Genomic DNA, 22,392 nt, shown 5'->3' with positions numbered 1-22,392 from the left:
ACCAACAGGGGTAAAAATGAAAAAACTGGTCATCGCACTCGCCGCTTCCGTCGCGGCCCTCGGAGGCGTCGTTTCCTCCGCTGAAGCCGCCGACGCCAAGAAGGTCTGCTTCATCTATGTCGGCAGCCGCACCGATGGCGGCTGGACACAGGCGCATGAAATTGGCCGCGAAGAGCTGCAGAAGCACTTCGGCGACAAGATCGAAACGCCGTTCCTCGAAAGCGTTCCGGAAGGCCCGGATGCCGAACGCGCCATCGAGCGTATGGCCCGTTCCGGCTGCGAACTGGTGTTCACCACCTCCTTCGGTTTCATGGATGCGACCGTGAAGGTTGCCCAGAAATTCCCCAAGGTGAAGTTCGAGCACGCCACCGGCTTCAAGACCGCTGAAAACGTCGCGACCTACAATGCGCGCTTCTATGAAGGCCGTTATATTCAGGGCCAGATCGCCGCGAAGATGTCAAAGAAGGGTCTCGCCGGCTACATCGCTTCCTTCCCGATCCCGGAAGTGGTGATGGGCATTGACGCCTTCGTTCTCGGTGCACAGTCGGTTAACCCGGACTTCAAGCTCAAGGTCGTATGGGCCAATACCTGGTTTGACCCCGGCAAGGAAGCCGATGCCGCCAAGGCGCTGATCGACCAGGGCGTCGACATCCTGACGCAGCACACCGACACGACAGCACCGATGCAGGTTGCAGCAGAGCGCGGCATCAAGGCTTTCGGTCAGGCATCCGACATGATCAAAGCTGGTCCCGAGACGCAGCTGACCGCCATCAAGGATACCTGGGGCGCTTATTACATCAAGCGCACGCAGGCTTTGCTTGACGGCACCTGGAAGTCGGAATCCATCTGGGATGGCCTCAAAGACGGCATCCTGACCATGGCGCCCTACACCAACATGCCTGATGACGTGAAGAAAATGGCTGAGGACACCGAAGCCAAGATCAAGTCGGGCGAGCTGCACCCCTTCACCGGCCCGGTGAAGAAGCAGGACGGCTCGGAATGGCTGAAGGCTGGTGAAAAGGCTGAGGACAAGGTTCTGCTTGGTCTCAACTTCTACGTTGCCGGCGTGGACGACAAGCTGCCGCAATAATTCTGCGTGCCGGCACAGGCCTCAATGGGACCGCGTATGAAATTCATGCGCGGTCTTTGTTATTTTTATCTGTTTTGCCGTGTGAACGAAGTTTAGCTTTGCTTTTCACGCGCGTTGATGTTTTTCACTGTATTCTACGTTGAAAATCGTGGGCCTGACCTGGAATATACAAGCCATACGCGATTTTCACCTCGTCAACCGAACGGGAGGACATGACACTTGCAGCGCGGAATGCTCGATGCGGCGATCGGTTTTCGAAAGCTGCGGACAAATCATGCACAGGTCGTTCACAAGCTCGGTCTCGACATCGTGTCCGGCACCTTCAAGACGGGCGACATCCTGCCCGGCGATGCCGAGCTGATGGAGCGGCTGAAAGTATCTCGCACGGTGTTGCGTGAAGCGATGAAGACGCTGACCGCCAAGGGTATGATTTCGCCCAAGGCGCGCATCGGCACCCGGGTGACGGAGCGCGAAAGCTGGAACATGTTCGACAGTGAAGTGCTTCTCTGGCACTTCGAGGCAGGCGTCAGCGACGAGTTCCTGCTGCATCTCTATGATATCCGTCAGGCTTTCGAGCCCTATGGCGCGGGGCTTGCCGCTCTCAGGGCAAAGGACGCCGATATCGCCAAGCTTGCCGCTTACGCCAACGAGATGGGCAATACGGCCTATTCTAAAGAGAAGCGGGCGCTGGCGGATATGAATTTCCATGTGCTCATCACTGAAATGTCCGGTAATCCGTTCATGCGCACCGTCGGTTCGCTGATAAAGGCAGCGCTGGCGGGTATTTTCCGGATGAGCAACCCGGAAGCCGATCCCAACGAGATTTCCGATGTATCCGCCTCCCATTTAAGGCTGGTCGAGGCGTTTCGTCTGCGCGATGAGGCCGCGGCGCGCCGCGAAATGGGCAGGCTGATTGAAAACGGTCGTCAGCAGGTATTGGAATTCAACGCCCGTCACCCGCGCTGAATAGATCACGCCATACCGCCGCTGATCACGTTTGATGAAAATCGGCATGGAAATTTGGTGTGGATTTGCATGGTTTCTTAAGTGGGCCGCCATTATAGCAATGCCGGAACGCAATTACCGAAGCGCCTGTCTGTTCAACCGGCTGGCGTAAAGTCAAACACATGCCACTGTCCCGGCTGCCGTTGGGCCCGGAGATAGGGTGTTGGAGGTCTTATGGAGCGCAGCTCTCTAGCCGTTATTCTCGCTGCGGGCGACAGCACGCGCATGAAGTCGTCGAAATCCAAGGTGCTGCACACGGTTGCCGGGCGGCCGATGATTGCGCATGTGGTGGAGGCTGTGGCTGGATCGGGTGTTGGCGCGGTGGCGCTGGTGGTCGGGCGCGATGCTGACAATGTTGCCGCGGCCGCGAACCTTAGGGGTCTTCAGATTGAAGCTTTCTTGCAGACGGAGCGCAAGGGCACCGGCCATGCCGTTCTTGCCGCACGCCCAGCCATTGAGCGCGGTTTCGACGACCTGATCGTCGCTTATGGCGACGTACCGCTCATTACGTCCGCGACGCTTGATCGGGCGCGTGAGGCGATTGCCGCCGGTGCCGATGTGGCCGTGATCGGCTTCCACACCGAGCGTCCGACCGGTTATGGCCGGTTGCTGGTCGAGAATGGCGAGCTGGTAGCGATCCGCGAGGAAAAGGACGCAACCGACGAAGAACGCAAGGTGACCTGGTGCAATAGCGGCCTGATGGCGATCAACGGTCGCAATGCGCTTGATCTGCTCGACCGGATCGGCAACGGCAACGTGAAGGGCGAATATTATCTCACCGACATCGTTGAAATCGCCCGTTCGCTCGGCCGTCGCGCCGTGGCCATCGATGCGCCGGAAACCGAGCTGGTCGGCTGCAACAACCGTGCCGAACTGGCTTTTATCGAGAAGTTGTGGCAGGAGCGCCGCCGCCATGAGTTGATGGTGGAGGGTGTTTCGATGATCGCGCCCGAGACGGTTTTCCTCTCCTTCGATACGAAGATCGGGCAGGATGCCCTGATCGAGCCGAATGTCGTGTTCGGTCCCGGTGTGACCATCGACGCGGGTGCCATCATCCATTCGTTTTCGCATCTGGAGGGGGCTCATGTTGCTGAAGGTGCGATGGTCGGTCCTTTTGCGCGGTTACGTCCGGGTGCCAACCTGCATGCCAAAGCCAAGGTCGGCAATTTCTGCGAGGTCAAGAAGGCGGAGATCGGCGAGGGCGCCAAGGTCAACCATCTGACCTATATCGGTGATGCCTATATCGGCGCCGGCAGCAATATCGGTGCGGGCGCCATCACCTGCAATTACGACGGTTACAACAAGGCCGAAACGCGGATCGGTGCGAACAGTTTCATTGGCTCGAACTCGTCGCTGGTCGCTCCCGTCACCATTGGAGAGGGGGCTTATATAGCCTCCGGCAGCGTGATTACCGATGACGTGCCTGATGATGCGCTGGCTTTCGGGCGGGCGCGTCAAGAGGTTAAGCCGGGCCGCGCAATCGTGGTGCGCGAGCGGGCGAAAGCGCTGAAGGAAGCCAAGAAAAAGGCCTCTTGAAAGACGTTACCGAGCGATACCGAAAGTGACCGGCGGGATAATTGCTGATTTCGGAGAAACGGTTAGTAGTTTCGGCGAAGAGATCGCCGTCTGGAGAAATATATGTGCGGAATTGTCGGAATAGTCGGAACCCAGCCTGTTGCTGAACGGCTTGTCGATGCGCTGAAGCGTCTCGAATATCGCGGTTACGATTCGGCTGGCGTCGCCACCATCGACAATGGCGCGATGGACCGCCGCCGGGCGGAAGGCAAGCTGTTCAATCTGGAAAAACTGGTTTCGGAAAAGCCGCTGCCGGGCGTGGTCGGCATTGCGCATACGCGCTGGGCGACGCATGGCGTGCCGAACGAAACCAATGCACACCCGCATTTCGTCGAAGGTGTTGCCGTCGTTCATAATGGCATCATCGAGAACTTCTCCGAGCTGCGCGAAGAACTGACCGCCGAGGGCGCCACCTTCACCACCCAGACCGACACCGAAGTGGTGGCGCAGCTTCTGGCGAAATATACCCGCGACGGGCTTGGCCATCGCGAGGCGATGCTGAAGATGCTGAACCGTGTCACCGGTGCTTATGCGCTGGTCGTCATGTTTCAGGATGATCCCGGCACGCTGCTTTCGGCGCGCTCCGGCCCGCCGCTGGCCGTCGGTTATGGCCGTGGCGAAATGTTCCTGGGGTCCGATGCCATCGCGCTGTCACCCTTCACTAACGAGATCACCTATCTGGTGGATGGCGACTGCGCCATCTTGACCCGGCAGGGTGCGGAAATCATCGATTTCTCGGGCAAGCCAGTGAAGCGCGAGCGGCAGATTTCGCAGGCGACGGCCTATGTGGTCGACAAGGGCAACCATCGCCACTTCATGGAAAAGGAAATCTACGAGCAGCCGGAAGTCATTTCCCACGCGCTCAGCCATTATGTGGATTTCGCCAGCAAGACCGTGAAGCAGGCCGACACCGCAATCGACTTCTCCAAGCTTTCCGGCCTTGCCATTTCCGCCTGCGGCACGGCCTATCTGTCCGGCCTGATCGGTAAATACTGGTTCGAGCGTTATGCGCGCTTGCCGGTGGAAATCGATGTCGCCTCGGAATTCCGCTACCGCGAGATCCCGCTCGTTCCCACGCAGGCCGCGCTGTTCATTTCGCAATCGGGCGAAACCGCCGATACGCTGGCGGCCCTGCGTTATTGCCAGCAGGAGGGGCTGAAGATCGGTGCGGTGGTCAATACGCGTGAATCGACCATGGCGCGCGAATCGGATGCGATCTTTCCGATCCTCGCCGGCCCCGAAATCGGCGTCGCCTCCACCAAGGCCTTCACCTGCCAGCTTGCCGTGCTTGCTTCGCTGGCCGTTGCCGCTGGAAAAGCGCGCGGCACGATCACACCTCAGCAGGAAACCGAACTGGTTCGCCATCTCACCGAGATGCCGCGCATCATGAGCAAGGTTCTCAACAGCATCCAGCCGCAGATCGAGGCGCTGTCACGCGATCTGTCGCGTTTCAAGGACGTGCTTTATCTCGGCCGCGGCACCAGCTTTCCGCTGGCGCTGGAAGGCGCGCTGAAGCTCAAGGAAATCTCCTATATCCACGCTGAAGGTTATGCCGCCGGCGAGTTGAAGCATGGGCCGATCGCGCTGATAGACGAGAACATGCCTGTTATCGTCATCGCGCCGCATGACCGCTTCTTCGAAAAGACCGTTTCGAACATGCAGGAAGTCGCCGCGCGGGGTGGCCGCATCATCTTCATCACCGACGAGAAGGGCGCTGCCGCCTCCAGGCTCGAGACCATGGCGACGATCACCCTGCCAAATGTCGACGAGCTGATCGCGCCGATGGTCTTCTCGCTGCCGATCCAGCTGCTCGCCTATCACACAGCTGTCTTCATGGGCACGGATGTGGACCAGCCGCGCAATCTGGCGAAATCGGTGACGGTGGAATGATCATCCGGCCGGAACAGCAGGGTGATGAAGAGGCGATTGCTCGCGTTACGGAAGATGCCTTCCGTAACGTCGATCATAGCGACAAGACAGAGCATCTGATTGTCGAGCGGCTGCGCAAGGCGGGCGCGCTAACGGTTTCGCTGGTTGCCGAGGACAGCGAAGGCATCGTCGGCCATATCGGGTTTTCGCCGGTGACGCTCACCAGCGGCGAAACCGGCTGGTTCTGTCTTGCGCCGCTCTCGGTCACGCCGGATCGGCAGGGGCAAGGCGTCGGTTCACGGCTGGCGCGCGAAGGGCTTGCCGCGCTGGAGCGCCTGAATGCCGCGGGCTGCGTCGTCGCGGGCGATCCGGACTACTACGGCCGCTTCGGTTTTCGTCCTGTCGAGGGCTTAAGCGCTGAGGGAATTCCTGACGAATATTTCACAGTTCTTCGCTTGCATGGCGGAACTCCATCCGGCATTGTCGGTTTTCATCCGGGTTTCGATAGCGTCAACGCTTAATGCCGAACGGTAAATGACTGATATTCCAGTAAAAATTTCATTCGCAGCCCGTCTGCGCAACAGCTTCCTCACGGGCGTCCTTATCCTCGCGCCCGTCACCATCACCATGTGGCTGGTGTGGAGTTTTCTGCAGTGGGCGGATAGTTGGGTTAAGCCTTATATTCCCGCCCGTTATGATCCCGAGCAATATTTCGATGTGGCAATCCCCGGCTTCGGCCTGCTGATCGCCGTCGTTGGCATCACCCTCATCGGTTTTCTCGGCAATAACCTCATCGGCAAATGGATCGTCGGCGTCGGTGAATCCATTCTCAACCGCATGCCGCTGGTGCGGCCGATCTACAAGAGCATCAAGCAGCTGTTCGAATCCGTTCTGAAGGAGCATGCGAACTCTTTCAAGAAGGTCGGCCTGATCGAATTTCCCTCCTCCGGCACCTGGGCGATGGTGTTCGTATCCTCGGAAGTGAAGGGCGAGCTTGCCCATCGCTTCAACGAAATGGGCCAGCAGATGGTCGCCGTTTTCCTGCCACCCACCCCTGTGCCCACTGCGGGCTTTCTGCTGTTTGTGCCGAAAGACAAGATCGTGATGCTGGACATGACGCCGGAGGACGCGGCTAAATTGCTGATTTCCGGCGGTCTGGTGGCGCCAGATTTCACGCCGCCGAAGGTGATTGCGCCGGTTTAGATATTGAGGCCGTGCTCGTTGCGTCTGTTACGGATGTCCGCATGGCTATTTCCCGTGTTCATTCTCTAGCGGGAAAATAGTCGGCCTAATGGGGCATATTAGGCTATAGGCGGAACCTTGACGAACCAATGTGGTTCACTAATAATCTTTGTGAACCAAGAGAAGCCGCGATCATGACTGCATTCACAGTGCGCTTGCCAGACGAGGTTGCTGACAAGCTGGACCAATTGGCGGAAAAGCTTGATCGCTCGCGGTCCTATATGGCGACGCGGGCGATTGAGGACTTTGTTGCCCGTGAAGAGTGGCAGCTCGCCGAGATCGAGGCCGGTTTGGCGGAGGCGGATCGCGGCGAGTTTGGAACGCCTGATGATCTCGCAAACATTGTCGGAAAATATGTGAAATCCTCCCGGCCGTCATGAGCGATCGGAGAATTCTTTGGACTTTGCGGGCGCTGCGACGGCTTGATGAAATCGGTGCGCATATCGAAAAGGACAATCCAGCCGCCGCGGCTCGCGTTATTTCCCGTATTGTCTCCGCGGTCGATATGTTGGTGGCGCAGCCGGCGATGGGGCGGGTCGGGCGCATCAGGGGAACACGGGAAGCCGTACTTCCAGACATTTCCTACATTATTGCCTATCGCGTCGGCCGGAATATCGAGATTCTGACGGTCATTCATACATCGCAACGATGGCCCTCTGCATTTTAGCCAAAGGGTCTCTCAGACGCGTCGATCAATCCTCATCATCCAGATCGTCCGTCTCAATAGCCGTGCTCGTAGCATGAAAAACAGGAACGAAAAGCCGCATATAGACGAGCCGCACGCTCCAGCCTTGCTCCAGCGCCTCTGCCCATGCCTTCTTTCGGCCGGGCTTTTTGAAAGCCTTGCCTATCGCCTTCTTCTCGCTTTTCGCAAAGGTCTCCGGCTGCAAGGTGTTCTGCGGCGAGCAGAGCGCGTAGCCCTTGCGGAAGGCGGGTGGTGGGCGGCGTGGGTCGATCATGTTCATGATGGTCAAAACTTTCAGCCGGCGTGCAGGAAGCGGATCGCTTCGTCGCGGCGGTGCAGATAGAGCAGGGTGCGCAGGCTGTCGCCGCGTGGTCCTGTCAGTTCGGGGTCGCGCTCGATGACATAGGCCGCGTCCTTGCGGGCGATTTCCAGCAGGTCGGCATGCGCCTCGAGGCTGGCGATGCGAAAGCCCGGCGTGCCGGACTGGCGGGTGCCGAGCAGTTCGCCTTCGCCACGCAGCTTCAAGTCTTCCTCGGCGATGAGGAAGCCGTCCTCGCTGTGGCGCAGGATGGAGAGCCGGGCGCGGCCGTTTTCGCTGAGCGGCCCCTTGTAGAGCAGGATGCAGGTGGATGCCTCGTCACCGCGTCCCACCCGGCCGCGCAGCTGGTGCAGCTGGGCAAGGCCGAAACGTTCGGCGTGTTCGATGACCATGATGGTCGCATCCGGCACGTCGACGCCGACTTCCACCACCGTCGTCGCCACCAGCAGCCGGGTTTCGCCACTCTTGAAAGCGAGCATGGCGGCGTCTTTTTCCGGGCCGCTCATGCGGCCGTGGATAAGACCTATATTTGGGCCGAGCATTTGCGACAGAACCGCATGCCGCTCTTCCACCGACATCAAATCGGACTCTTCCGTCTCCTCCACCAGCGGGCAGATCCAGTAGGCCTTCTTGCCGTCCTTCAAAGCGGCGCGCAGCCGCTCGACAATGTCGCCGATGCGTTCGGTGGGGATCGTCACCGTCTGGATGGGTTTGCGGCCGGCGGGTTTTTCGGTGAGTTTCGAGACGTCCATGTCGCCGAAGGCGGCCAGAACCAGCGTGCGCGGAATGGGGGTGGCGGTCATGACCAGCATATGCGGGGTGATGCCCTTGGCGGTGAGGCGCAGGCGCTGGTGCACGCCGAAACGGTGCTGTTCATCCACTACTGCGAGCACAAGGTTTTTGTAAGCAACGCTGTCCTGAAACAGCGCATGGGTGCCGATGATGATCTGTGCTTCGCCGGACGCCACGCGTTCCTCGATCTCGCGGCGCTCCTTGCCCTTGGTGCGGCCGGTGAGAACCTCGACGGTGATGCCAGCTGTCTGAGCGAGTTTGGAGATGGTGGAGAAATGCTGACGGGCGAGGATTTCAGTCGGGGCCATCAGCACCGCCTGTCCGCCGGCCTCCACGGCTGTCGCCATGGCCATCAGCGCCACCAGCGTCTTGCCAGCACCGACATCACCCTGCAACAGCCGCAACATGCGGTCTTCGCCGGCCATATCGGTCAGGATATCCTTTACCGCAGCGCTCTGGCTTGCCGTTGGCGAGAAGGGCAGCTGCGCGAGGATTTTTGCGGCGATATCGCCCTTGGCGCGGATCGGCTGGCCCGCCACTTTACGAATCCGCTGGCGCACCAGCGCCAATGACAGCTGTCCGGCGAGAAACTCATCATAGGCAAGCCTTCTGCGCGCCGGGGCCTGCGGTTCGATATCGGCGCTGTCGCGCGGATCGTGCAACTCGCGGAAGCTCGAGGCGACGTCGCCGAAGCCTTGGCGGGTCTTCAGAGTTTCGTCGATCCATTCGGGAAAGACCGGCAGCTTTGAGAGCCCGCCTTCGATTGCCTTGCGCAGCACCTTGGCAGACAGCCCGGCGGTCATGGGGTAAACGGCTTCCACCAGCGGCAGGTTTTCTGCCTCCGATAGCTTCACCATAAAATCGGGATGCACCATGGAGGCGCGGCCGTTGAACCAGTCCACCTTGCCGCTGACCAGCACCTCTTCATCGATGGGCAGTGCCTTGGACAGCCAGTCACCCTTTGCGCGGAAGAAGGTCAGCGCCAGTTCGCCGGTCTCGTCATGCAGGAAAACCCGGTAGGGCGCGGAACGGTTGCCTGATGGCGGCGGCTGGTGGCGGTCGACGCGTCCCTGAATGGTGACAATGGCGCCGGGGGCCGCGAGCGCGATGCCGGGGCGGTTGCGGCGGTCGATGACATTCGACGGCGCGTGAAAGAGAAGGTCGATGACGCGGGTATCGTCGGCGCTTTCCCGGCTCAAGAGTTTGGCCAGAAGATCGGCGAGCTTCGGCCCCACACCGGCGAGGGTGGAAACCGAGGCAAACAGCGGATCGAGAATGGCCGGGCGCATGGCGCACAAAATCGGGGAAGGGGAGACGTTATGCAAGAGTTGAGCCCTGACAAAGGCGGGTTATCACCGGCAGATTTTCACCGCCGTGGCATTATTTCGATAAAAACCGGTTCCCAAGCGTTCGCCTCCTGTTCTATAGGAGGTCGCAGTCAACATCCTGTTGAATAGCCAACCGAAAGGTGAATGCGATGACTGGACTGGTGCGCACGAGTGCCGACCTCGATCCGAGACGCCGGCGGATACTTTACCGCTGCTGGCACCGGGGCATTCGCGAGATGGATCTGGTGCTCGGGCAATTTGCGGAAGACCATATCGCTAACTTGTCCGATGAACAGCTCGATGAGCTGGAGGTCATCATGGCGGAAGAGGATCAGGACCTCGTCCAGATGGTGACGGGCGCGCAGCCGGTGCCGGAAAAATTCCAGACGCCGCTGTTCGAAAAGATCGCTTCCTACCGTCCCGATTTCGATCTCGTCACAGCAGAAACCCTGAAGGCCTGAAACATGATAGCCGGATTCGATGCAAAGCTGGTAACGTCGGCCGATACGCCGCTGACCATCGGAAATGTGCCTTCCGGCATGGAAGCGCTGCTGCTTGCCGATATGGCGCGGGCGGGCACGTCGGTCGCCTATGTGATGTCGGATGGCCAGCGGGCCGCCGATCTCGAACAGGTCCTCGGTTTCGTCGCGCCTGACATTCCGGTCATGTCGCTGCCGGCCTGGGACTGCCTGCCCTATGACCGCGTGTCACCGAGCGCAGACACTTCAGCGCGGCGGCTTGCCGCGCTCTCCGGTCTCATCGCCCACGCGAAAAAGCCACATCCGGCCATCGTTCTAGTCACCGTCAACGCCATGCTGCAGAAGATGGCGCCGCGCGATATCATCGGCAACCTCGGCTTTTCGGCAAAGCCCGGCAACCAGATCCGCATGGAAGAGATTGCCGCGCGGCTGGAGCGCAACGGTTTCGACCGGGTGGCGACAGTGCGTGAAGTCGGTGAATTCGCCGTGCGCGGCGGCATTCTGGATGTTTTCGTTCCCGGCACGGAAGAGCCGGTGCGGCTTGATTTCTTTGGCGATACCCTGGAGAGCATCCGCACCTTCGATCCGGCCAGCCAGCGCACCATCGCCCAGGCCCGCTCGCTCGATTTGAACCCGATGAGCGAAGTGACGCTGACGCCGGACACGATAGGCCGGTTCCGCAAGAATTACCTGTCGCTGTTCGGCGCTGCGACCCGCGACGATGCGCTTTATCAGGCCGTGTCCGAAGGCCGCCGTTATGCCGGTATGGAGCATTGGCTGCCGCTGTTTTACGAGCAGCTGGAAACCGCCTTCGATTATCTGAAGGGTTTTCGCATCGTCACCGACCATACGGCGCGAGAGGCGGCGAAGGAACGCTCCAAGCTGGTGCTCGATTATTACGAGGCGCGGAGGGCATCAGGTGAGACCAAAGGTTCCACGCAAGGCGCGCCCTACAAGCCGGTGTCGCCGGGGCAGCTTTATCTCGATGGCAAAAGCTTCGATGCGATGCTTGCCGCCGCCAATGCGGTGCGTCTGACACCTTTCAACGAGCATGACAGCGAAGGTCATCCGGTCGCGACTCTGGATGCCCATGTCGGCCCGCGCTGGGCGCGGCCAATGAGCGAAAGCAATAGCGAAGAACGGATCAATGTTTTCGATCTGGCGGTGAAGCACATTGCCGAGCGCCGCGCCAGGGGCTGGAAGGTGCTGATCACAGGTTGGTCGGAAGGTTCGCTCGACCGGCTGTTGCAGGTGTTGAACGAGCACGGGCTGGAAAACATCAAGCCGGTGACGGCGCTGAAAGAGGTGGAGAAGCTCGGCAAGGGTGAGGCGGCCGCGACGGTGCTCAGCCTCGAAGCCGGGTTTGAGACGGGGATGCTGGCTGTCATCGGCGAGCAGGATATTCTTGGCGACCGTATGGTGCGCCGCTCGAAACGCCGCAAGCGCGGCGCGGATTTCATCTCGGAAGTGGCGGGGCTGGACGAGGGCTCGCTGGTCGTCCACGCCGAACATGGTATCGGTCGCTTTGTTGGCTTGCAGACCATCGAGGCGGCGGGCGCGCCGCGCGCCTGTCTGGAACTGCATTACGCCGACGACGCCAAGCTGTTCCTTCCCGTCGAAAACATCGATCTCCTGTCGCGTTATGGTTCCGATGCGGCAGAAGCCACGCTCGACAAGCTGGGCGGTGGCGCATGGCAGGCCCGAAAGGCCAAGCTCAAGAAGCGGCTGCTCGACATGGCCGACGAGCTTATCCGCATTGCGGCGGCGCGTCTGGTGCGCCATGCGCCGGCGCTGGTTGCGCCGGATGGGCTTTACGACGAATTCGCGGCCCGCTTTCCCTATGACGAGACCGAGGATCAGCTGACCGCCATCGAGGCGGTGCGTGAGGATCTGGGCGCCGGGCGGCCGATGGACCGGTTGATCTGCGGCGATGTCGGTTTCGGCAAGACCGAGGTAGCGTTGCGCGCCGCGTTCCTCGCCGCCATGAACGGCGTACAGGTGGCGGTGGTGGTGCCAACCACGCTGTTGTCGCGCCAGCATTTCCGCACCTTTTCGGAACGTTTTCGTGGTCTTCCAATTCGCGTGCAGCAGGCTTCGCGGCTTGTCGGCACCAAGGAGCTGGCGCTTACCAAAAAGGAAGTGGCTGATGGCAAGACGGACATCGTCGTCGGCACCCATGCGCTGCTTGGCGCGGGTATCAATTTCGCCAATCTCGGCCTGCTGATTATCGATGAAGAGCAGCATTTCGGCGTCAAGCACAAGGAACGCCTGAAGGAGCTGAAGAGCGACGTGCATGTGCTGACGCTTTCGGCGACGCCAATTCCGCGCACGTTGCAACTGGCGATGACCGGCGTGCGTGAGCTGTCGCTCATCACCACGCCGCCGGTGGACCGCATGGCGGTGCGCACCTTCATTTCTCCGTTCGATCCGCTTGTCATCCGCGAAACCTTGATGCGCGAGCATTATCGCGGCGGCCAGAGTTTCTATGTCTGTCCACGGCTTGCCGACCTTGCCGATATTCACGCCTTCCTGCAATCGGATGTGCCGGAGCTGAAGGTGGCGGTGGCGCATGGGCAGATGGCGGCGGGCGAACTCGAAGACATTATGAATGCCTTTTATGACGGCAAATACGATGTGCTGCTATCGACCACCATCGTCGAATCCGGTCTCGACGTGCCGACCGCCAACACGCTGATCGTGCACCGTGCCGATATGTTCGGTCTTGCCCAGCTTTACCAGCTGCGCGGCCGTGTCGGCCGTTCCAAGGTGCGGGCCTTTGCTCTGTTCACCCTGCCGGTCAACAAGGTGCTGACGACGATGGCCGAGCGGCGGCTGAAGGTGCTGCAATCTCTGGATACGCTGGGGGCAGGGTTCCAGCTGGCGAGCCACGATCTCGATATTCGCGGTGCTGGCAATCTGCTTGGCGAGGAACAGTCCGGCCACATCAAGGAAGTCGGCTTCGAGCTTTACCAGCAGATGCTGGAAGAAGCGGTGGCGGAAGTGAAGGGTGACGAAGAGGTGCGTGACAGCGGCTGGTCGCCGCAAATCTCGGTCGGCACCTCTGTCATGATCCCGGAAGACTATGTGCCGGATCTGCATCTGCGCATGGGCCTTTACCGCCGTCTTGGCGAACTTGCCGATATCAGCGAGATCGATGGTTTCGGCGCGGAGATGATCGACCGCTTCGGCCCGCTGCCGAAAGAGGTGCAGCATCTCCTCAAGATCGTCTACATCAAGTCGCTCTGCCGCGTTGCCAATGTCGAGAAGGTGGATGCCGGGCCGAAGGGCGTCGTCGTGCAGTTCCGCAACAAGGAATTCCCCAACCCGGCGGCGCTGGTCGGTTATATCGGCAAGCAAGGCTCTATGGCGAAGATCCGCCCTGACCACAGCCTGTTCCTGAACCGCGATCTGCCAACGCCGGAAAAACGGCTGGCGGGGGCGGCGATGATCATGACGCAGTTGGCGGAACTGGCGCGGTCCTAGATTGGGGGCGTTAGGGCATTGAGAGTGAAGCGGGTGTGGCTTACCCCCCTCTGCCCTGCCGGGCATCTCCCCCACAAGGAGGGAGATCGATCTGCGGCAAGGTCTCGCCCATCTCGAAGCTTGAGAATGAAGTGGCGGTAACGCCCCTTGCCGATCTCCCTCCTTGTGGGGGAGATGCCCGGCAGGGCAGAGGGGGGTAAGCCACACCCACCTTCGGTTCGCTGCCAAATGGTGACGCGCAAACGCAACGCGCTCCGTCGTGAGGGTAAACCCCGCGCGCCTTCGGCCCGCTGTCAATAAACAACCTGCCGAAAGCCAACACCTAAAGCACATCCGGGCAAACGAAAATTGAAACGTCCTACATCCATCTGCTTTCTCGATCCTCCCAGCCCCGACGCTCCGCAAACATTACCGGGATGTAATGAAACGGACATGCGCCGGTAGCTTCAGCGGGCGTAGTCTTGTTTTCATCTCCTGCATTGCGCCCAATATGATGCGCGAGTGGGAAGACGAAGGAGCAAGACAATGTGGATCAGGATGAACAGGTTCGCCTCCGCAGGTCTGGTTGCTTTGACAATTGCGGGCACCACAATTGCCACCACCAATCAGGCGGAAGCACGCAACCACTTCGGACACGGGCATGGCGGCGGCGGCATTGCCGCAGGTATCGCCGGAGCCATTATCGGCGGTGCTATCATTGCCGGGGCGCGGCATTCCTATGACGGCCCTTATTACGGCGAGCCATTTTACGGTCCGCCAGTCTACGGCCCTCCGGTGATCTATCGGCCGGCATATCCGAGCTGCCACGTCGTCTGGCGGCAGAATAGCTGGGGCGATATGTACCGCGCGCGCGTCTGCTACTGAGCTTTCGCCGCCAATCGCAAAAATAGCCATGGAAGAACGCGCCGGAACTAAAGGGTTCTGGGCGCGTCTTCCGGTGTGATGCCGACTGCGACGTTCTGGTCGGTGGCGGCAATCGAGGCCGGCATCGGCACTTTTCGCTGCTTTTCACGGATGAGCGTCAACATGCCGGAACCGACGATGAGGGCGATGCCGACCAGCATCCAGCTGTCGATATGGTCGCCGAAGATCAGGTAACCGAAGAAGATGGCCCAGAGCATCTGGCTATATTGTGTCGGGCCGATCATGGCGGCAGGCGCATAACGGGCGGCATACATGATCAGCACGTTGCCGACCGCTGCAAACAGGCCGTAACCGGCCAGAAGCAGCCATTGTTCACCGCCTGGCAGAACGAAGGTGGGGATCATGGCAACGCCGCTGATCGCCAGACAGCCCAGCACGCCGGCGCCATAAAGCGACAATTTCTTTTCCGACGGTCCCATGGCGCGGAAGATCACGATGGACAGCGCGCCGCTCAAACCACCGAGGATGGCGCCGAGATGGCCGATGCCGAGTTCGCGGAAACCCGGCCGCAAGATGATCAGCACGCCGACGAAGCCGATGATGACTGCCGACCAGCGCTTGATGCCGACCTGTTCCTTCAGGAACACCACCGACATGATGGTGACGAAGGAAGGAAGCAGGAAGATCAGCGCAAAGGCTTCGGCCATGGAGAGGTGCGTGAAGGCTGTGACGCTGCCGACCGCTCCGATGCCGGAAGCAAAAAAGCGGATGAGCCAGAGCGGGCGGTTGGTCGTCTTGACGACATCCGCCCAGCAGTCGTTGCGCTTGCGGATGAAGGGCAGGGCGGCGAGGCCGAAGACGGCGCCGAAGAAGGCCGATTCGATCGGTGAAATCTGGCCTTCTATGAGTTTAACGCTCGCGTCGCTCCATGCGTAGGCAGCGAAGGCGGCAAAGGCAAGCAGAATGCCTTTCAGGGTCTGGTCCGACACGGGAAAACACCAACAGTTTATCGGTTAGGGTAAGCTGCCGGTGGTTTGACCGTCAGTTCATCGACTTATGCTCGTCCGCCTTGATTTTTGCAATATCCCGCAGTGCAGCAATCAATACGTCAGGCGTTTGTGCACCGCTGATGGCATATTTCTGGTCGAGGATGAAAAACGGCACGCCGGCGACACCCATTTGCTGCGCTGCATCAATTTCGGCGACGACGGTATCCTTGTCCGCATCGGAGGCGAGAAGCCGCGCCACCACCTTGGCGTCCATGCCGGCCTTTTCGGCTATATCGGTCAGCACGGCGTGATCGCCGATGTTGCGGCCTTCTTCGAAATTCGCCTTGAACAGACCGGTGACGATCTTTTCCTGAACGTCGCGGCCTTCGGAATGCGCCCAGAGCGACAGGCGGTGTGCATCGAGCGTGTTCGGGCCGATGTTGATCGCATCAAAATCATAGTGGATGCCGACTTCCTTGCCGAGCTGCACCAGACTGGCATGCGCCTGCTCCAGACGCTCCTTGCCGAGCTTTTCCTCAAGCGCGGCCTTCTGGTCGACGCCCTCAGGCGGATAGTCCGGATTGAGGCGATAGGGGCGCCAGTTCACGTCGACGCTGATCTCGTCCTGCACCTCGGCAATGGCAAGATCGAGCCTTGCCTTGCCCAGATAACACCAGGGGCAGACCATATCCGATACGACGTCGATGACGATGCGTTCCATGGTTTTATCTTCCGTTGTGTGGACCGGTGAGGGGGTTATTGCGCCCGCGCATCCCACCAGGTCTGTTTCTGATTGCCTGATATCGGGGTCATATCCGGGCGGTCGATATATTTCCAGCGGGCGATCCACTGCGCGCCGATGTAATAGAGCGGGATGATATAGTGGCCGGCGACCAGCAGGCGGTCGTAACCGCGCACCGCCGCCTGGAAATCCTCCGTCGAGCGGGCCTGTAGCAGGGCCTCGATCATGCGGTCTATGTCGGGGCTGGCCGCACCCGCATAGTTGAAGCTGCCCTGCGCATCCCGCGACAGCGAACTCCAGCGGTTGAGCTGCTCCGCGCCCGGCGAGAGCGAGGAGGGCAGGGAGCGGATGATCATGTCGTAATCGAAGCTGTTCGAGCGGGCCTGATATTGGCCGTCATCGACCGAGCGGATGCCCATGGCGACGCCGATCAGATTGAGCGAGCGCTGATAGGCAAGCGCGATGCGCTCCTGCGCGGGGTTTTGGGTCATGATCTCGAAGGCGAGCTGGCGGCCATTGGCGTCGGACATCCTGCCGTTTTTGATGCTGTACCCGGCCTCTTTCAGCTTATCGACGGCCAGTTTCAGCACCTTGCGGTCCGCACCGGTGCCGTCGGTGGTCGGCATGGCATAGGTTCCCGCCAAAAGCTCCGGCGGCATGGTTTTCGCCGCGTCGCCCAGCAGCGCAAGTTCGCGCGCATCGGCGGCATTGCCATAAGCGCCGAGCGGCGAGTTCTGCCAGTAGCTCTGCGTGCGCTTGAAGGCGCCGCCCAGAATGTTCCTGTTCATCCACTCGAAATCGAGCGCGTAGGACAGGCCCTCGCGCACCTTCTCATCGGCAAAGACGGCGCGGCGGGTGTTGAACACCAGACCGAACATGCCGGATGGCAGGCGCGGCTGGAACACATCCTTGACGACATCGCCGCGATGCACGGCGGGAAAATTATAGGCCTGCCCCCAATGCGAGGTATCGGAGGTGCCGTTGATGGCGTCGCCTTCAGGGTAGATGTCGATATCGCCCTTCTTGAAGGCCTCGAACATGGTGGTGACCTGCAGGAAATAGGTGATGCTGATCTCGTCGTAATTCTCAAAGCCCACCTTGCTCGGAATATCCTTGCCCCAATAGTCCGGGTTCCGCTCCCAGGTGATTCGTTCTCCCGGCCGCAGCGTCTTGATTCGGTATGGACCCGAGCCGACAACCGCGCCGAGGCCCGCCTGCTCGAATTTTTCCGGGTCGATCGCGTGTTTCGGCAAAATGGGGGTGGAGGAGGCGAGAATGAGCGGCGTTTCGCGGTTTGCCCTGTCGTTGAAGGTAAAACGGACGCCGTGATCGCCGATTTTTTCCATCTTCGCCACGCCGTCCAGACGGCTGTTGAAGGGCGGACGGCCTTTTTCCTTCAGGAGGTTGAAGGTGAAGATCACATCGTCGGGCGTCACCGGCTCGCCATCCGACCATTTCGCCTTCGGATTGATGTTGAACTGGGTGAATGTGCGTTCCTCGTCCCACTCGACGGTTTCGGCCAGCAGGCCGTAAAGGCTGAAGGGTTCGTCGCTGGAGCGCTGCATCAGCGGTTCGTAGAGCAGATTGCCGAATTCCGGGTCCCAGACGCCGCGCGCGGTGGTGCGCATTCCCTTGAGGACGAAGGGATTGAGGCTGTCGAAGGTGCCGACGACGCCATAGGATATGCGGCCGCCTTTTTTCACGTCCGGATTGACGTAAGGGAAGTGCCGGAAATCCGCCGGCAGCGCCGGTGTGCCATGCATGGAAATGCCGTGAAGCGGCTGCGCCTGGGCGCTCCCGGCGGGAAGCAGGGATGAACCCAAAAGAAACAATGCGGGGATGAGGGCCGCAAGGTTGCGCATGTTATTATCCTGTCTCAACTGTCCGTCCGATTTATCATGATGATCGGTTTATCGTCATGATTTGGCTTTTTCGTTATGATTCTGGCAAATATGTAGCACAGGCCCTTGGCGGGACCCATGCGAGGGTGGGAAATCTTGGCCCACCTCAAGAAAAAGTTAAAGAAGTGCTGGATATCGCCGCGAACGGCATGTAACAGGGTGGCCGGAAGAGACGGGTCACGCATTTGCCTCATTTAAACGACAGTTGAACGGGCAGAAGGATACCGCCATCGGCGAGCAGGACTTACGGTTCTGTTCCGGCAGACATTCAGGAGACGGAACTCTTATGATGCAAAAGGCAAACACATTCACCCGGACGGCTCTGTCCGCTCTGGTCCTTTCTCTCGGCGCAGTGTCCGCTCCGGCCATCTCGCAGGCACAGGATGCAGCTCCCGCCGCTCAGGGCGCTGGCGCTCCGCCGCTCGGCTGGTTCAAGACCTGCTCCAAGCAGGAAGACAACGATGTCTGCGTCGTGCAGAACGTGGTTCTTGCCCAGAACGGCCAGATGATCACCGCTGTCGGCCTCATCACCGTTGAAGGCAAGGTCAACCGCAAGCTGCTGCAGGTTTCCGTTCCGACCGCGCGTCTCGTGCCTCCCGGTGTGATGATGCAGATCGATGGCGGCAAGGGCCAGAAGCTCGACTACGCCGTTTGCCTTCCCGACAAGTGCACGGCCGAAGTTCCGCTGACGGACGCCATGATCGCTTCCTTGAAGAAGGGTAGCGAGGTGGTCTTCACCTCCATCAATTTCCGCCGCGCGCCGAACCCCATCAAGATCGCACTCTCCGGTTTCACCGGCGCTTACGACGGTGCAGCCATCACCCAGTCGCAGCTGGCCGAAAGCCAGCGCAGCCTGCAGGAAGGCATGCAGAAAAAGGCCGAAGAGGCCCGCAAGAAGCTCGAAGCCGCTCAGGACGCCGCCAAGACCGCGCCGAAGCCCTGATCGCTCCAGCAGCGTCAAGAATGACAAAACCGGTCTGGTAACAGACCGGTTTTTTTTATGCCTTGGGATGTGGGGGCGTTACTGGAACCGCGTCAGTGGGCGGTTGACATCTTCGGGCGCCATTCGCCGTTCGGCGCCTTGTCGAACATGCGGCTGATATTGGGGTTGCGGAGCGGCGTCTCGTTTTCATCATGGACAAGGTTCTGCTCAGAAACATAGGCGACGTATTCCGTCTCCTCGTTTTCCGCCAGAAGATGATAGAATGGCTGGTCGCGCTCGGGCCTGATATCGGCGGGAATGGCGTTCCACCATTCCTCGGTATTGGCATATTCCGGGTCCACGTCGATGACCACGCCGCGGAACGGAAACACCTTGTGGCGGACGATCTCGCCAAGCGTGAATTTTGCGTCTCTTTGTTTCATGGCATGAACTTCCTTTCCCACTAATAGTTGGGTGCCCAGCAGGAAATATCAAGGGCTAGGGGCTATCAGGCTGTTTTGCCATCCGCCGCTCAGGCCTTGCGGCCGATCGGCGCGGTGGCGATGACGACACCGCCGGTGACCAGCACGATGCCGATGGCATGGTAGGTCTCGAAGCTCTCGCCAAGAAAAAACGTTGCCATGAGGATCGAGACCGGCGGCATCATGTAAAGCGTGATGCCGGCCGTTGCCGGGCCGAAAACGCGCACCGTATGGGTGAAACAATAAAAGGCGAGCAGCGAAGCGAAAAGAATGATGCCACCGATCTTCGCCCAGGCCATTGGTGTGGCTGGTAGCATTCCGCCCTGCGCCAGTTCGAGGGCCGCCGGCGGCAGAAGCACTAGCGCGCCGGAGAGCGCAATCAATCCGAAAAGGCTGAAGGAGGCCATCTGCCGGGCCGCGGGATCACGCAGCAACACCGAATAGATCGCAAAGGCGATGGCTGCCGTCAGTATGGCAAAGTCGCCGATGTTGAAATTCAGGTGCCACAGAGCGGACATATCGCCCTTGAGCACGATTGCGGCCACGCCGGCAAAGGCGATGACCATGCCCGCCACTTCGAGCTTTCTGATGCGGCGGCCCTGAAAGATGCGCTGGAACAGGATGATGAACAGCGACGATGTCGTGTAGATCAGCGTGCCGTTGGCAGCCGTCGTCATGGTCAGGCCCCAATAGACCACGCCGCCGCAGATGCCCATGCCGAGAATGCCGAGCACCAGCCACAGCAGCGTTTTGTGACGCAGGAAATCAAGGCAGTTGCGCCAGTCGGCGATCATGAAGGGCGCGATGATGAGGGTCGATCCGATCCAGCGGATGAAGGCGGCGATGAAGGGTGAGACTTCACCGACAACGCCGCGGCCGAAAATGACGTTGCTGGAGAAAAAGAACGGCACAGCCAGAAAGATGAGCCAGTCCGTGAGGCGGGTTTGCTGAGTGGCTGGCTTGTTCGACATTCTTCACAATTATGACTGGGATTCAAAAGAAAACGGCGGCCTCCTGGGAAGCCGCCGGAATGGAAAGGGACGCTCCTTAGAGTCTGTCAGGTTCATTCTGAACCTGACAGACTCTAAACTCTTTTGTTTTCGTTTGTCTTTCGGGAAAACCGGGTTCCACTTTTCCCTGACAAACTCTAGAGCGTCCCGAATGCCGATCAGGCCGAGTAGTACATGTCGAATTCGACCGGATGCGGGGTCATTTCGAAACGCATGACTTCCTGCATCTTCAGCTCGATGAACGAGTCGATCTGGTCGTCGTCGAATACGCCGCCGGCGGTCAGGAACTTGCGATCCTTGTCGAGGCTTTCCAGCGCTTCGCGCAGCGAGCCGCAGACGGTCGGGATCTTTTTCAGTTCCTTGGCAGGAAGGTCGTAAAGGTCCTTGTCCATCGGCTTGCCGGGGTGGATCTTGTTCTTGATGCCGTCAAGGCCGGCCATCAGCATGGCCGCAAAACCGAGATAGGGGTTCTGGGTCGGATCCGGGAAGCGGACTTCGACGCGCTTTGCCTTCGGGTTGGAGCCGAAGGGGATACGGCAGGATGCCGAACGGTTGCGGGCCGAATAGGCCAGCAGAACCGGCGCTTCATAACCCGGCACCAGACGCTTGTAGGAGTTGGTGGTGGGGTTGGTGAAGGCGTTGATGGCCTTGGCGTGCTTGATGATGCCGCCGATGTAGAAGAGGCAGTTTTCAGACAGGCCGGCATATTCGTCGCCAGCGAAAGTCGGCTTGCCGCCCTTCCAGATCGACTGGTGCACGTGCATGCCCGAGCCGTTATCGCCGAAGATCGGCTTCGGCATGAAGGTTGCCGTCTTGCCATAGGCATTGGCGACCTGGTGCACGACGTACTTGTAGATCTGCATCTTGTCGGCGCTGGAAACCAGCGTGTCGAACTTCACGCCCAGCTCGTGTTGTGCGGCAGCCACTTCGTGGTGATGCTTTTCGACGACCACGCCCATTTCCGACAGAACCGTCAGCATTTCGGAGCGCATGTCCTGAAGGCTGTCGATCGGCGGAACCGGGAAATAACCGCCCTTGACGCGCGGACGGTGGCCGAGGTTGCCGGTTTCGTAATCCGTGTCGTCGTTGGACGGCAGTTCCGACGAATCCAGCTTGAAGCCGGTGTTGTAGGGGTCGGCCTTGTACTTCACGTCGTCGAAGACGAAGAATTCAGGCTCGGGGCCGACGAAAACGGTGTCGCCGATACCGGATGCCTTGAGGTAGGCTTCGGCCTTCTTGGCGGTGCCGCGCGGGTCGCGGTTATAGGCTTCGCCCGAGACCGGGTCGAGAATGTCGCAGAGGACGACCAGGGTGGATTGGGCGAAGAACGGGTCGATGTGGGCGGTGGCCGGATCGGGCATCAGCACCATGTCGGACTCGTTGATGGCCTTCCAGCCGGCGATCGAGGAGCCGTCGAACATGACGCCATCGGCGAACATGTCTTCGTCGACGCACACCACATCCATGGTGACGTGCTGCAGCTTGCCCTTGGGATCGGTAAAGCGCAGGTCCACGAACTTGATGTCGTTGTCCTTGATCTGCTTCAAGATATCGTTTGCGGTCGTCATTTAAACGTTTTCCTTGAGTGTGATGGTGACGAGGTGAAACCCAAGCC

The 22,392-nt window shown here is 59.9% G+C and carries 20 protein-coding genes; 12 read left to right on the top strand and 8 right to left on the bottom strand.

Translation table 11 applies throughout. The features are described from left to right. Positions 1-16 precede the first annotated feature (16 nt). From DXT96_RS07150 to DXT96_RS07115, 8 genes are all read left to right on the top strand, one after another. Positions 17-1,090, top strand: a complete 1,074-nt coding sequence (locus DXT96_RS07150) for a BMP family ABC transporter substrate-binding protein (protein WP_149897367.1) — start codon at positions 17-19, stop codon at positions 1,088-1,090. Between the two features lie 231 nt (positions 1,091-1,321). Next, a complete protein-coding gene (locus DXT96_RS07145; RefSeq protein ID WP_149898092.1) occupies positions 1,322-2,056 on the top strand; it encodes a FadR/GntR family transcriptional regulator in 735 nt (244 codons plus the stop codon). Between the two features lie 213 nt (positions 2,057-2,269). Next, the gene (glmU, locus tag DXT96_RS07140) at positions 2,270-3,631 is read left to right on the top strand and encodes a bifunctional UDP-N-acetylglucosamine diphosphorylase/glucosamine-1-phosphate N-acetyltransferase GlmU (RefSeq protein ID WP_153513979.1); all 1,362 of its coding nucleotides are present in this window, start codon (positions 2,270-2,272) and stop codon (positions 3,629-3,631) included. Positions 3,632-3,733: 102 nt separating this feature from the next. Further along, positions 3,734-5,560 carry a glutamine--fructose-6-phosphate transaminase (isomerizing) gene (gene glmS, locus DXT96_RS07135; protein ID WP_153513978.1) on the top strand — a complete coding sequence of 609 codons (1,827 nt, stop codon included), beginning with the start codon at positions 3,734-3,736 and terminating at the stop codon, positions 5,558-5,560. Beyond that, positions 5,557-6,060: a GNAT family N-acetyltransferase gene (locus DXT96_RS07130; protein WP_153513977.1), complete on the top strand. Its 504-nt coding sequence runs from the start codon at positions 5,557-5,559 to the stop codon at positions 6,058-6,060. The genes glmS and DXT96_RS07130 overlap by 4 nt, the downstream gene beginning before the upstream one ends. Positions 6,061-6,073: 13 nt before the next feature. Further along, the gene (locus DXT96_RS07125) at positions 6,074-6,742 is read left to right on the top strand and encodes a DUF502 domain-containing protein (protein ID WP_149897371.1); all 669 of its coding nucleotides are present in this window, start codon (positions 6,074-6,076) and stop codon (positions 6,740-6,742) included. Between the two features lie 173 nt (positions 6,743-6,915). After that, positions 6,916-7,161: a CopG family ribbon-helix-helix protein gene (locus DXT96_RS07120; protein WP_153513976.1), complete on the top strand. Its 246-nt coding sequence runs from the start codon at positions 6,916-6,918 to the stop codon at positions 7,159-7,161. Further along, a complete protein-coding gene (locus tag DXT96_RS07115; protein WP_153513975.1) occupies positions 7,158-7,448 on the top strand; it encodes a type II toxin-antitoxin system RelE/ParE family toxin in 291 nt (96 codons plus the stop codon). The genes DXT96_RS07120 and DXT96_RS07115 overlap by 4 nt, the downstream gene beginning before the upstream one ends. 25 nt (positions 7,449-7,473) lie before the next feature. Here the strand turns inward: DXT96_RS07115 and DXT96_RS07110 are convergent, their stop codons facing one another. Together DXT96_RS07110 and recG are read right to left on the bottom strand one after the other, a co-directional pair. Beyond that, positions 7,474-7,746: a hypothetical protein gene (locus DXT96_RS07110; protein WP_149897374.1), complete on the bottom strand. Its 273-nt coding sequence runs from the start codon at positions 7,744-7,746 to the stop codon at positions 7,474-7,476. Between the two features lie 14 nt (positions 7,747-7,760). Next, positions 7,761-9,866, bottom strand: a complete 2,106-nt coding sequence (recG, locus tag DXT96_RS07105) for an ATP-dependent DNA helicase RecG (RefSeq protein WP_153513974.1) — start codon at positions 9,864-9,866, stop codon at positions 7,761-7,763. Between the two features lie 188 nt (positions 9,867-10,054). Here recG and DXT96_RS07100 point away from each other — a divergent pair, with 188 nt between their 5' ends. The 3 genes from DXT96_RS07100 to DXT96_RS07090 all read left to right on the top strand — a co-directional run bounded on the left by DXT96_RS07100 (position 10,055) and on the right by DXT96_RS07090 (position 14,731). Further along, complete coding sequence (locus DXT96_RS07100; protein WP_149897376.1) at positions 10,055-10,366, top strand: succinate dehydrogenase assembly factor 2; 312 nt, start codon at positions 10,055-10,057, stop codon at positions 10,364-10,366. 3 nt (positions 10,367-10,369) lie between these two features. After that, on the top strand, positions 10,370-13,867 hold the full coding sequence (gene mfd / locus DXT96_RS07095; RefSeq protein ID WP_153513973.1) for a transcription-repair coupling factor: 3,498 nt from the start codon (positions 10,370-10,372) through the stop codon (positions 13,865-13,867). Between the two features lie 525 nt (positions 13,868-14,392). After that, positions 14,393-14,731, top strand: a complete 339-nt coding sequence (locus tag DXT96_RS07090) for a hypothetical protein (protein WP_153513972.1) — start codon at positions 14,393-14,395, stop codon at positions 14,729-14,731. Positions 14,732-14,778: 47 nt separating this feature from the next. Here the strand turns inward: DXT96_RS07090 and DXT96_RS07085 are convergent, their stop codons facing one another. From DXT96_RS07085 to DXT96_RS07075, 3 genes are read right to left on the bottom strand one after another with little or no spacing between them, the layout of a single operon-like run. Then, positions 14,779-15,720 (bottom strand): DMT family transporter, encoded by a 942-nt coding sequence (locus DXT96_RS07085; RefSeq protein ID WP_371418802.1) that lies wholly within the window; start codon positions 15,718-15,720, stop codon positions 14,779-14,781. 52 nt (positions 15,721-15,772) lie between these two features. Next, positions 15,773-16,441 (bottom strand): DsbA family oxidoreductase, encoded by a 669-nt coding sequence (locus tag DXT96_RS07080; RefSeq protein ID WP_153513971.1) that lies wholly within the window; start codon positions 16,439-16,441, stop codon positions 15,773-15,775. Positions 16,442-16,476: 35 nt separating this feature from the next. Then, on the bottom strand, positions 16,477-18,324 hold the full coding sequence (locus tag DXT96_RS07075; RefSeq protein WP_153513970.1) for an extracellular solute-binding protein: 1,848 nt from the start codon (positions 18,322-18,324) through the stop codon (positions 16,477-16,479). Positions 18,325-18,649: 325 nt separating this feature from the next. On the opposite strand from DXT96_RS07075, the gene DXT96_RS07070 reads away from it, so the two are divergent. Next, a complete protein-coding gene (locus tag DXT96_RS07070) occupies positions 18,650-19,306 on the top strand; it encodes an invasion associated locus B family protein (RefSeq protein WP_142840062.1) in 657 nt (218 codons plus the stop codon). A gap of 92 nt (positions 19,307-19,398) precedes the next feature. Here DXT96_RS07070 and hspQ read toward each other — a convergent pair whose 3' ends face one another. The 3 genes from hspQ to glnA form a co-directional block, all read right to left on the bottom strand. After that, positions 19,399-19,728 (bottom strand): heat shock protein HspQ, encoded by a 330-nt coding sequence (gene hspQ, locus DXT96_RS07065; protein WP_153513969.1) that lies wholly within the window; start codon positions 19,726-19,728, stop codon positions 19,399-19,401. An 89-nt stretch (positions 19,729-19,817) separates the two neighbouring features. Beyond that, entirely contained in the window at positions 19,818-20,738 is a 921-nt protein-coding gene (locus DXT96_RS07060; protein WP_153513968.1) for a DMT family transporter, read from the bottom strand. A gap of 197 nt (positions 20,739-20,935) precedes the next feature. After that, positions 20,936-22,345, bottom strand: a complete 1,410-nt coding sequence (gene glnA / locus DXT96_RS07055) for a type I glutamate--ammonia ligase (RefSeq protein WP_149897384.1) — start codon at positions 22,343-22,345, stop codon at positions 20,936-20,938. Positions 22,346-22,392 lie beyond the last annotated feature (47 nt).

Origin of the sequence: Agrobacterium sp. ICMP 6402 (assembly GCF_009498615.1) — a bacterium.
GTDB lineage: Bacteria > Pseudomonadota > Alphaproteobacteria > Rhizobiales > Rhizobiaceae > Agrobacterium > Agrobacterium burrii.
Note: the sequence above shows the minus strand (reverse complement) of the source record. Positions and strands in the feature narration are given on the sequence as shown.

Excerpts from the sequence above, each read along its gene's own strand:
- DXT96_RS07150 (WP_149897367.1), top strand. The coding sequence starts at position 17 with ATGAAAAAACTGGTCATCGCACTCGCCGCTTCCGTCGCGGCCCTCGGA.
- DXT96_RS07145 (WP_149898092.1), top strand. The coding sequence starts at position 1,322 with ATGCTCGATGCGGCGATCGGTTTTCGAAAGCTGCGGACAAATCATGCA.
- glmU (WP_153513979.1), top strand. The coding sequence starts at position 2,270 with ATGGAGCGCAGCTCTCTAGCCGTTATTCTCGCTGCGGGCGACAGCACG.
- glmS (WP_153513978.1), top strand. The coding sequence starts at position 3,734 with ATGTGCGGAATTGTCGGAATAGTCGGAACCCAGCCTGTTGCTGAACGG.
- DXT96_RS07130 (WP_153513977.1), top strand. The coding sequence starts at position 5,557 with ATGATCATCCGGCCGGAACAGCAGGGTGATGAAGAGGCGATTGCTCGC.
- DXT96_RS07125 (WP_149897371.1), top strand. The coding sequence starts at position 6,074 with ATGACTGATATTCCAGTAAAAATTTCATTCGCAGCCCGTCTGCGCAAC.
- DXT96_RS07120 (WP_153513976.1), top strand. The coding sequence starts at position 6,916 with ATGACTGCATTCACAGTGCGCTTGCCAGACGAGGTTGCTGACAAGCTG.
- DXT96_RS07115 (WP_153513975.1), top strand. The coding sequence starts at position 7,158 with ATGAGCGATCGGAGAATTCTTTGGACTTTGCGGGCGCTGCGACGGCTT.
- DXT96_RS07110 (WP_149897374.1), bottom strand. The coding sequence starts at position 7,746 with ATGAACATGATCGACCCACGCCGCCCACCACCCGCCTTCCGCAAGGGC.
- recG (WP_153513974.1), bottom strand. The coding sequence starts at position 9,866 with ATGCGCCCGGCCATTCTCGATCCGCTGTTTGCCTCGGTTTCCACCCTC.
- DXT96_RS07100 (WP_149897376.1), top strand. The coding sequence starts at position 10,055 with ATGACTGGACTGGTGCGCACGAGTGCCGACCTCGATCCGAGACGCCGG.
- mfd (WP_153513973.1), top strand. The coding sequence starts at position 10,370 with ATGATAGCCGGATTCGATGCAAAGCTGGTAACGTCGGCCGATACGCCG.
- DXT96_RS07090 (WP_153513972.1), top strand. The coding sequence starts at position 14,393 with ATGTGGATCAGGATGAACAGGTTCGCCTCCGCAGGTCTGGTTGCTTTG.
- DXT96_RS07080 (WP_153513971.1), bottom strand. The coding sequence starts at position 16,441 with ATGGAACGCATCGTCATCGACGTCGTATCGGATATGGTCTGCCCCTGG.
- DXT96_RS07075 (WP_153513970.1), bottom strand. The coding sequence starts at position 18,324 with ATGCGCAACCTTGCGGCCCTCATCCCCGCATTGTTTCTTTTGGGTTCA.
- DXT96_RS07070 (WP_142840062.1), top strand. The coding sequence starts at position 18,650 with ATGATGCAAAAGGCAAACACATTCACCCGGACGGCTCTGTCCGCTCTG.
- hspQ (WP_153513969.1), bottom strand. The coding sequence starts at position 19,728 with ATGAAACAAAGAGACGCAAAATTCACGCTTGGCGAGATCGTCCGCCAC.
- DXT96_RS07060 (WP_153513968.1), bottom strand. The coding sequence starts at position 20,738 with ATGTCGAACAAGCCAGCCACTCAGCAAACCCGCCTCACGGACTGGCTC.
- glnA (WP_149897384.1), bottom strand. The coding sequence starts at position 22,345 with ATGACGACCGCAAACGATATCTTGAAGCAGATCAAGGACAACGACATC.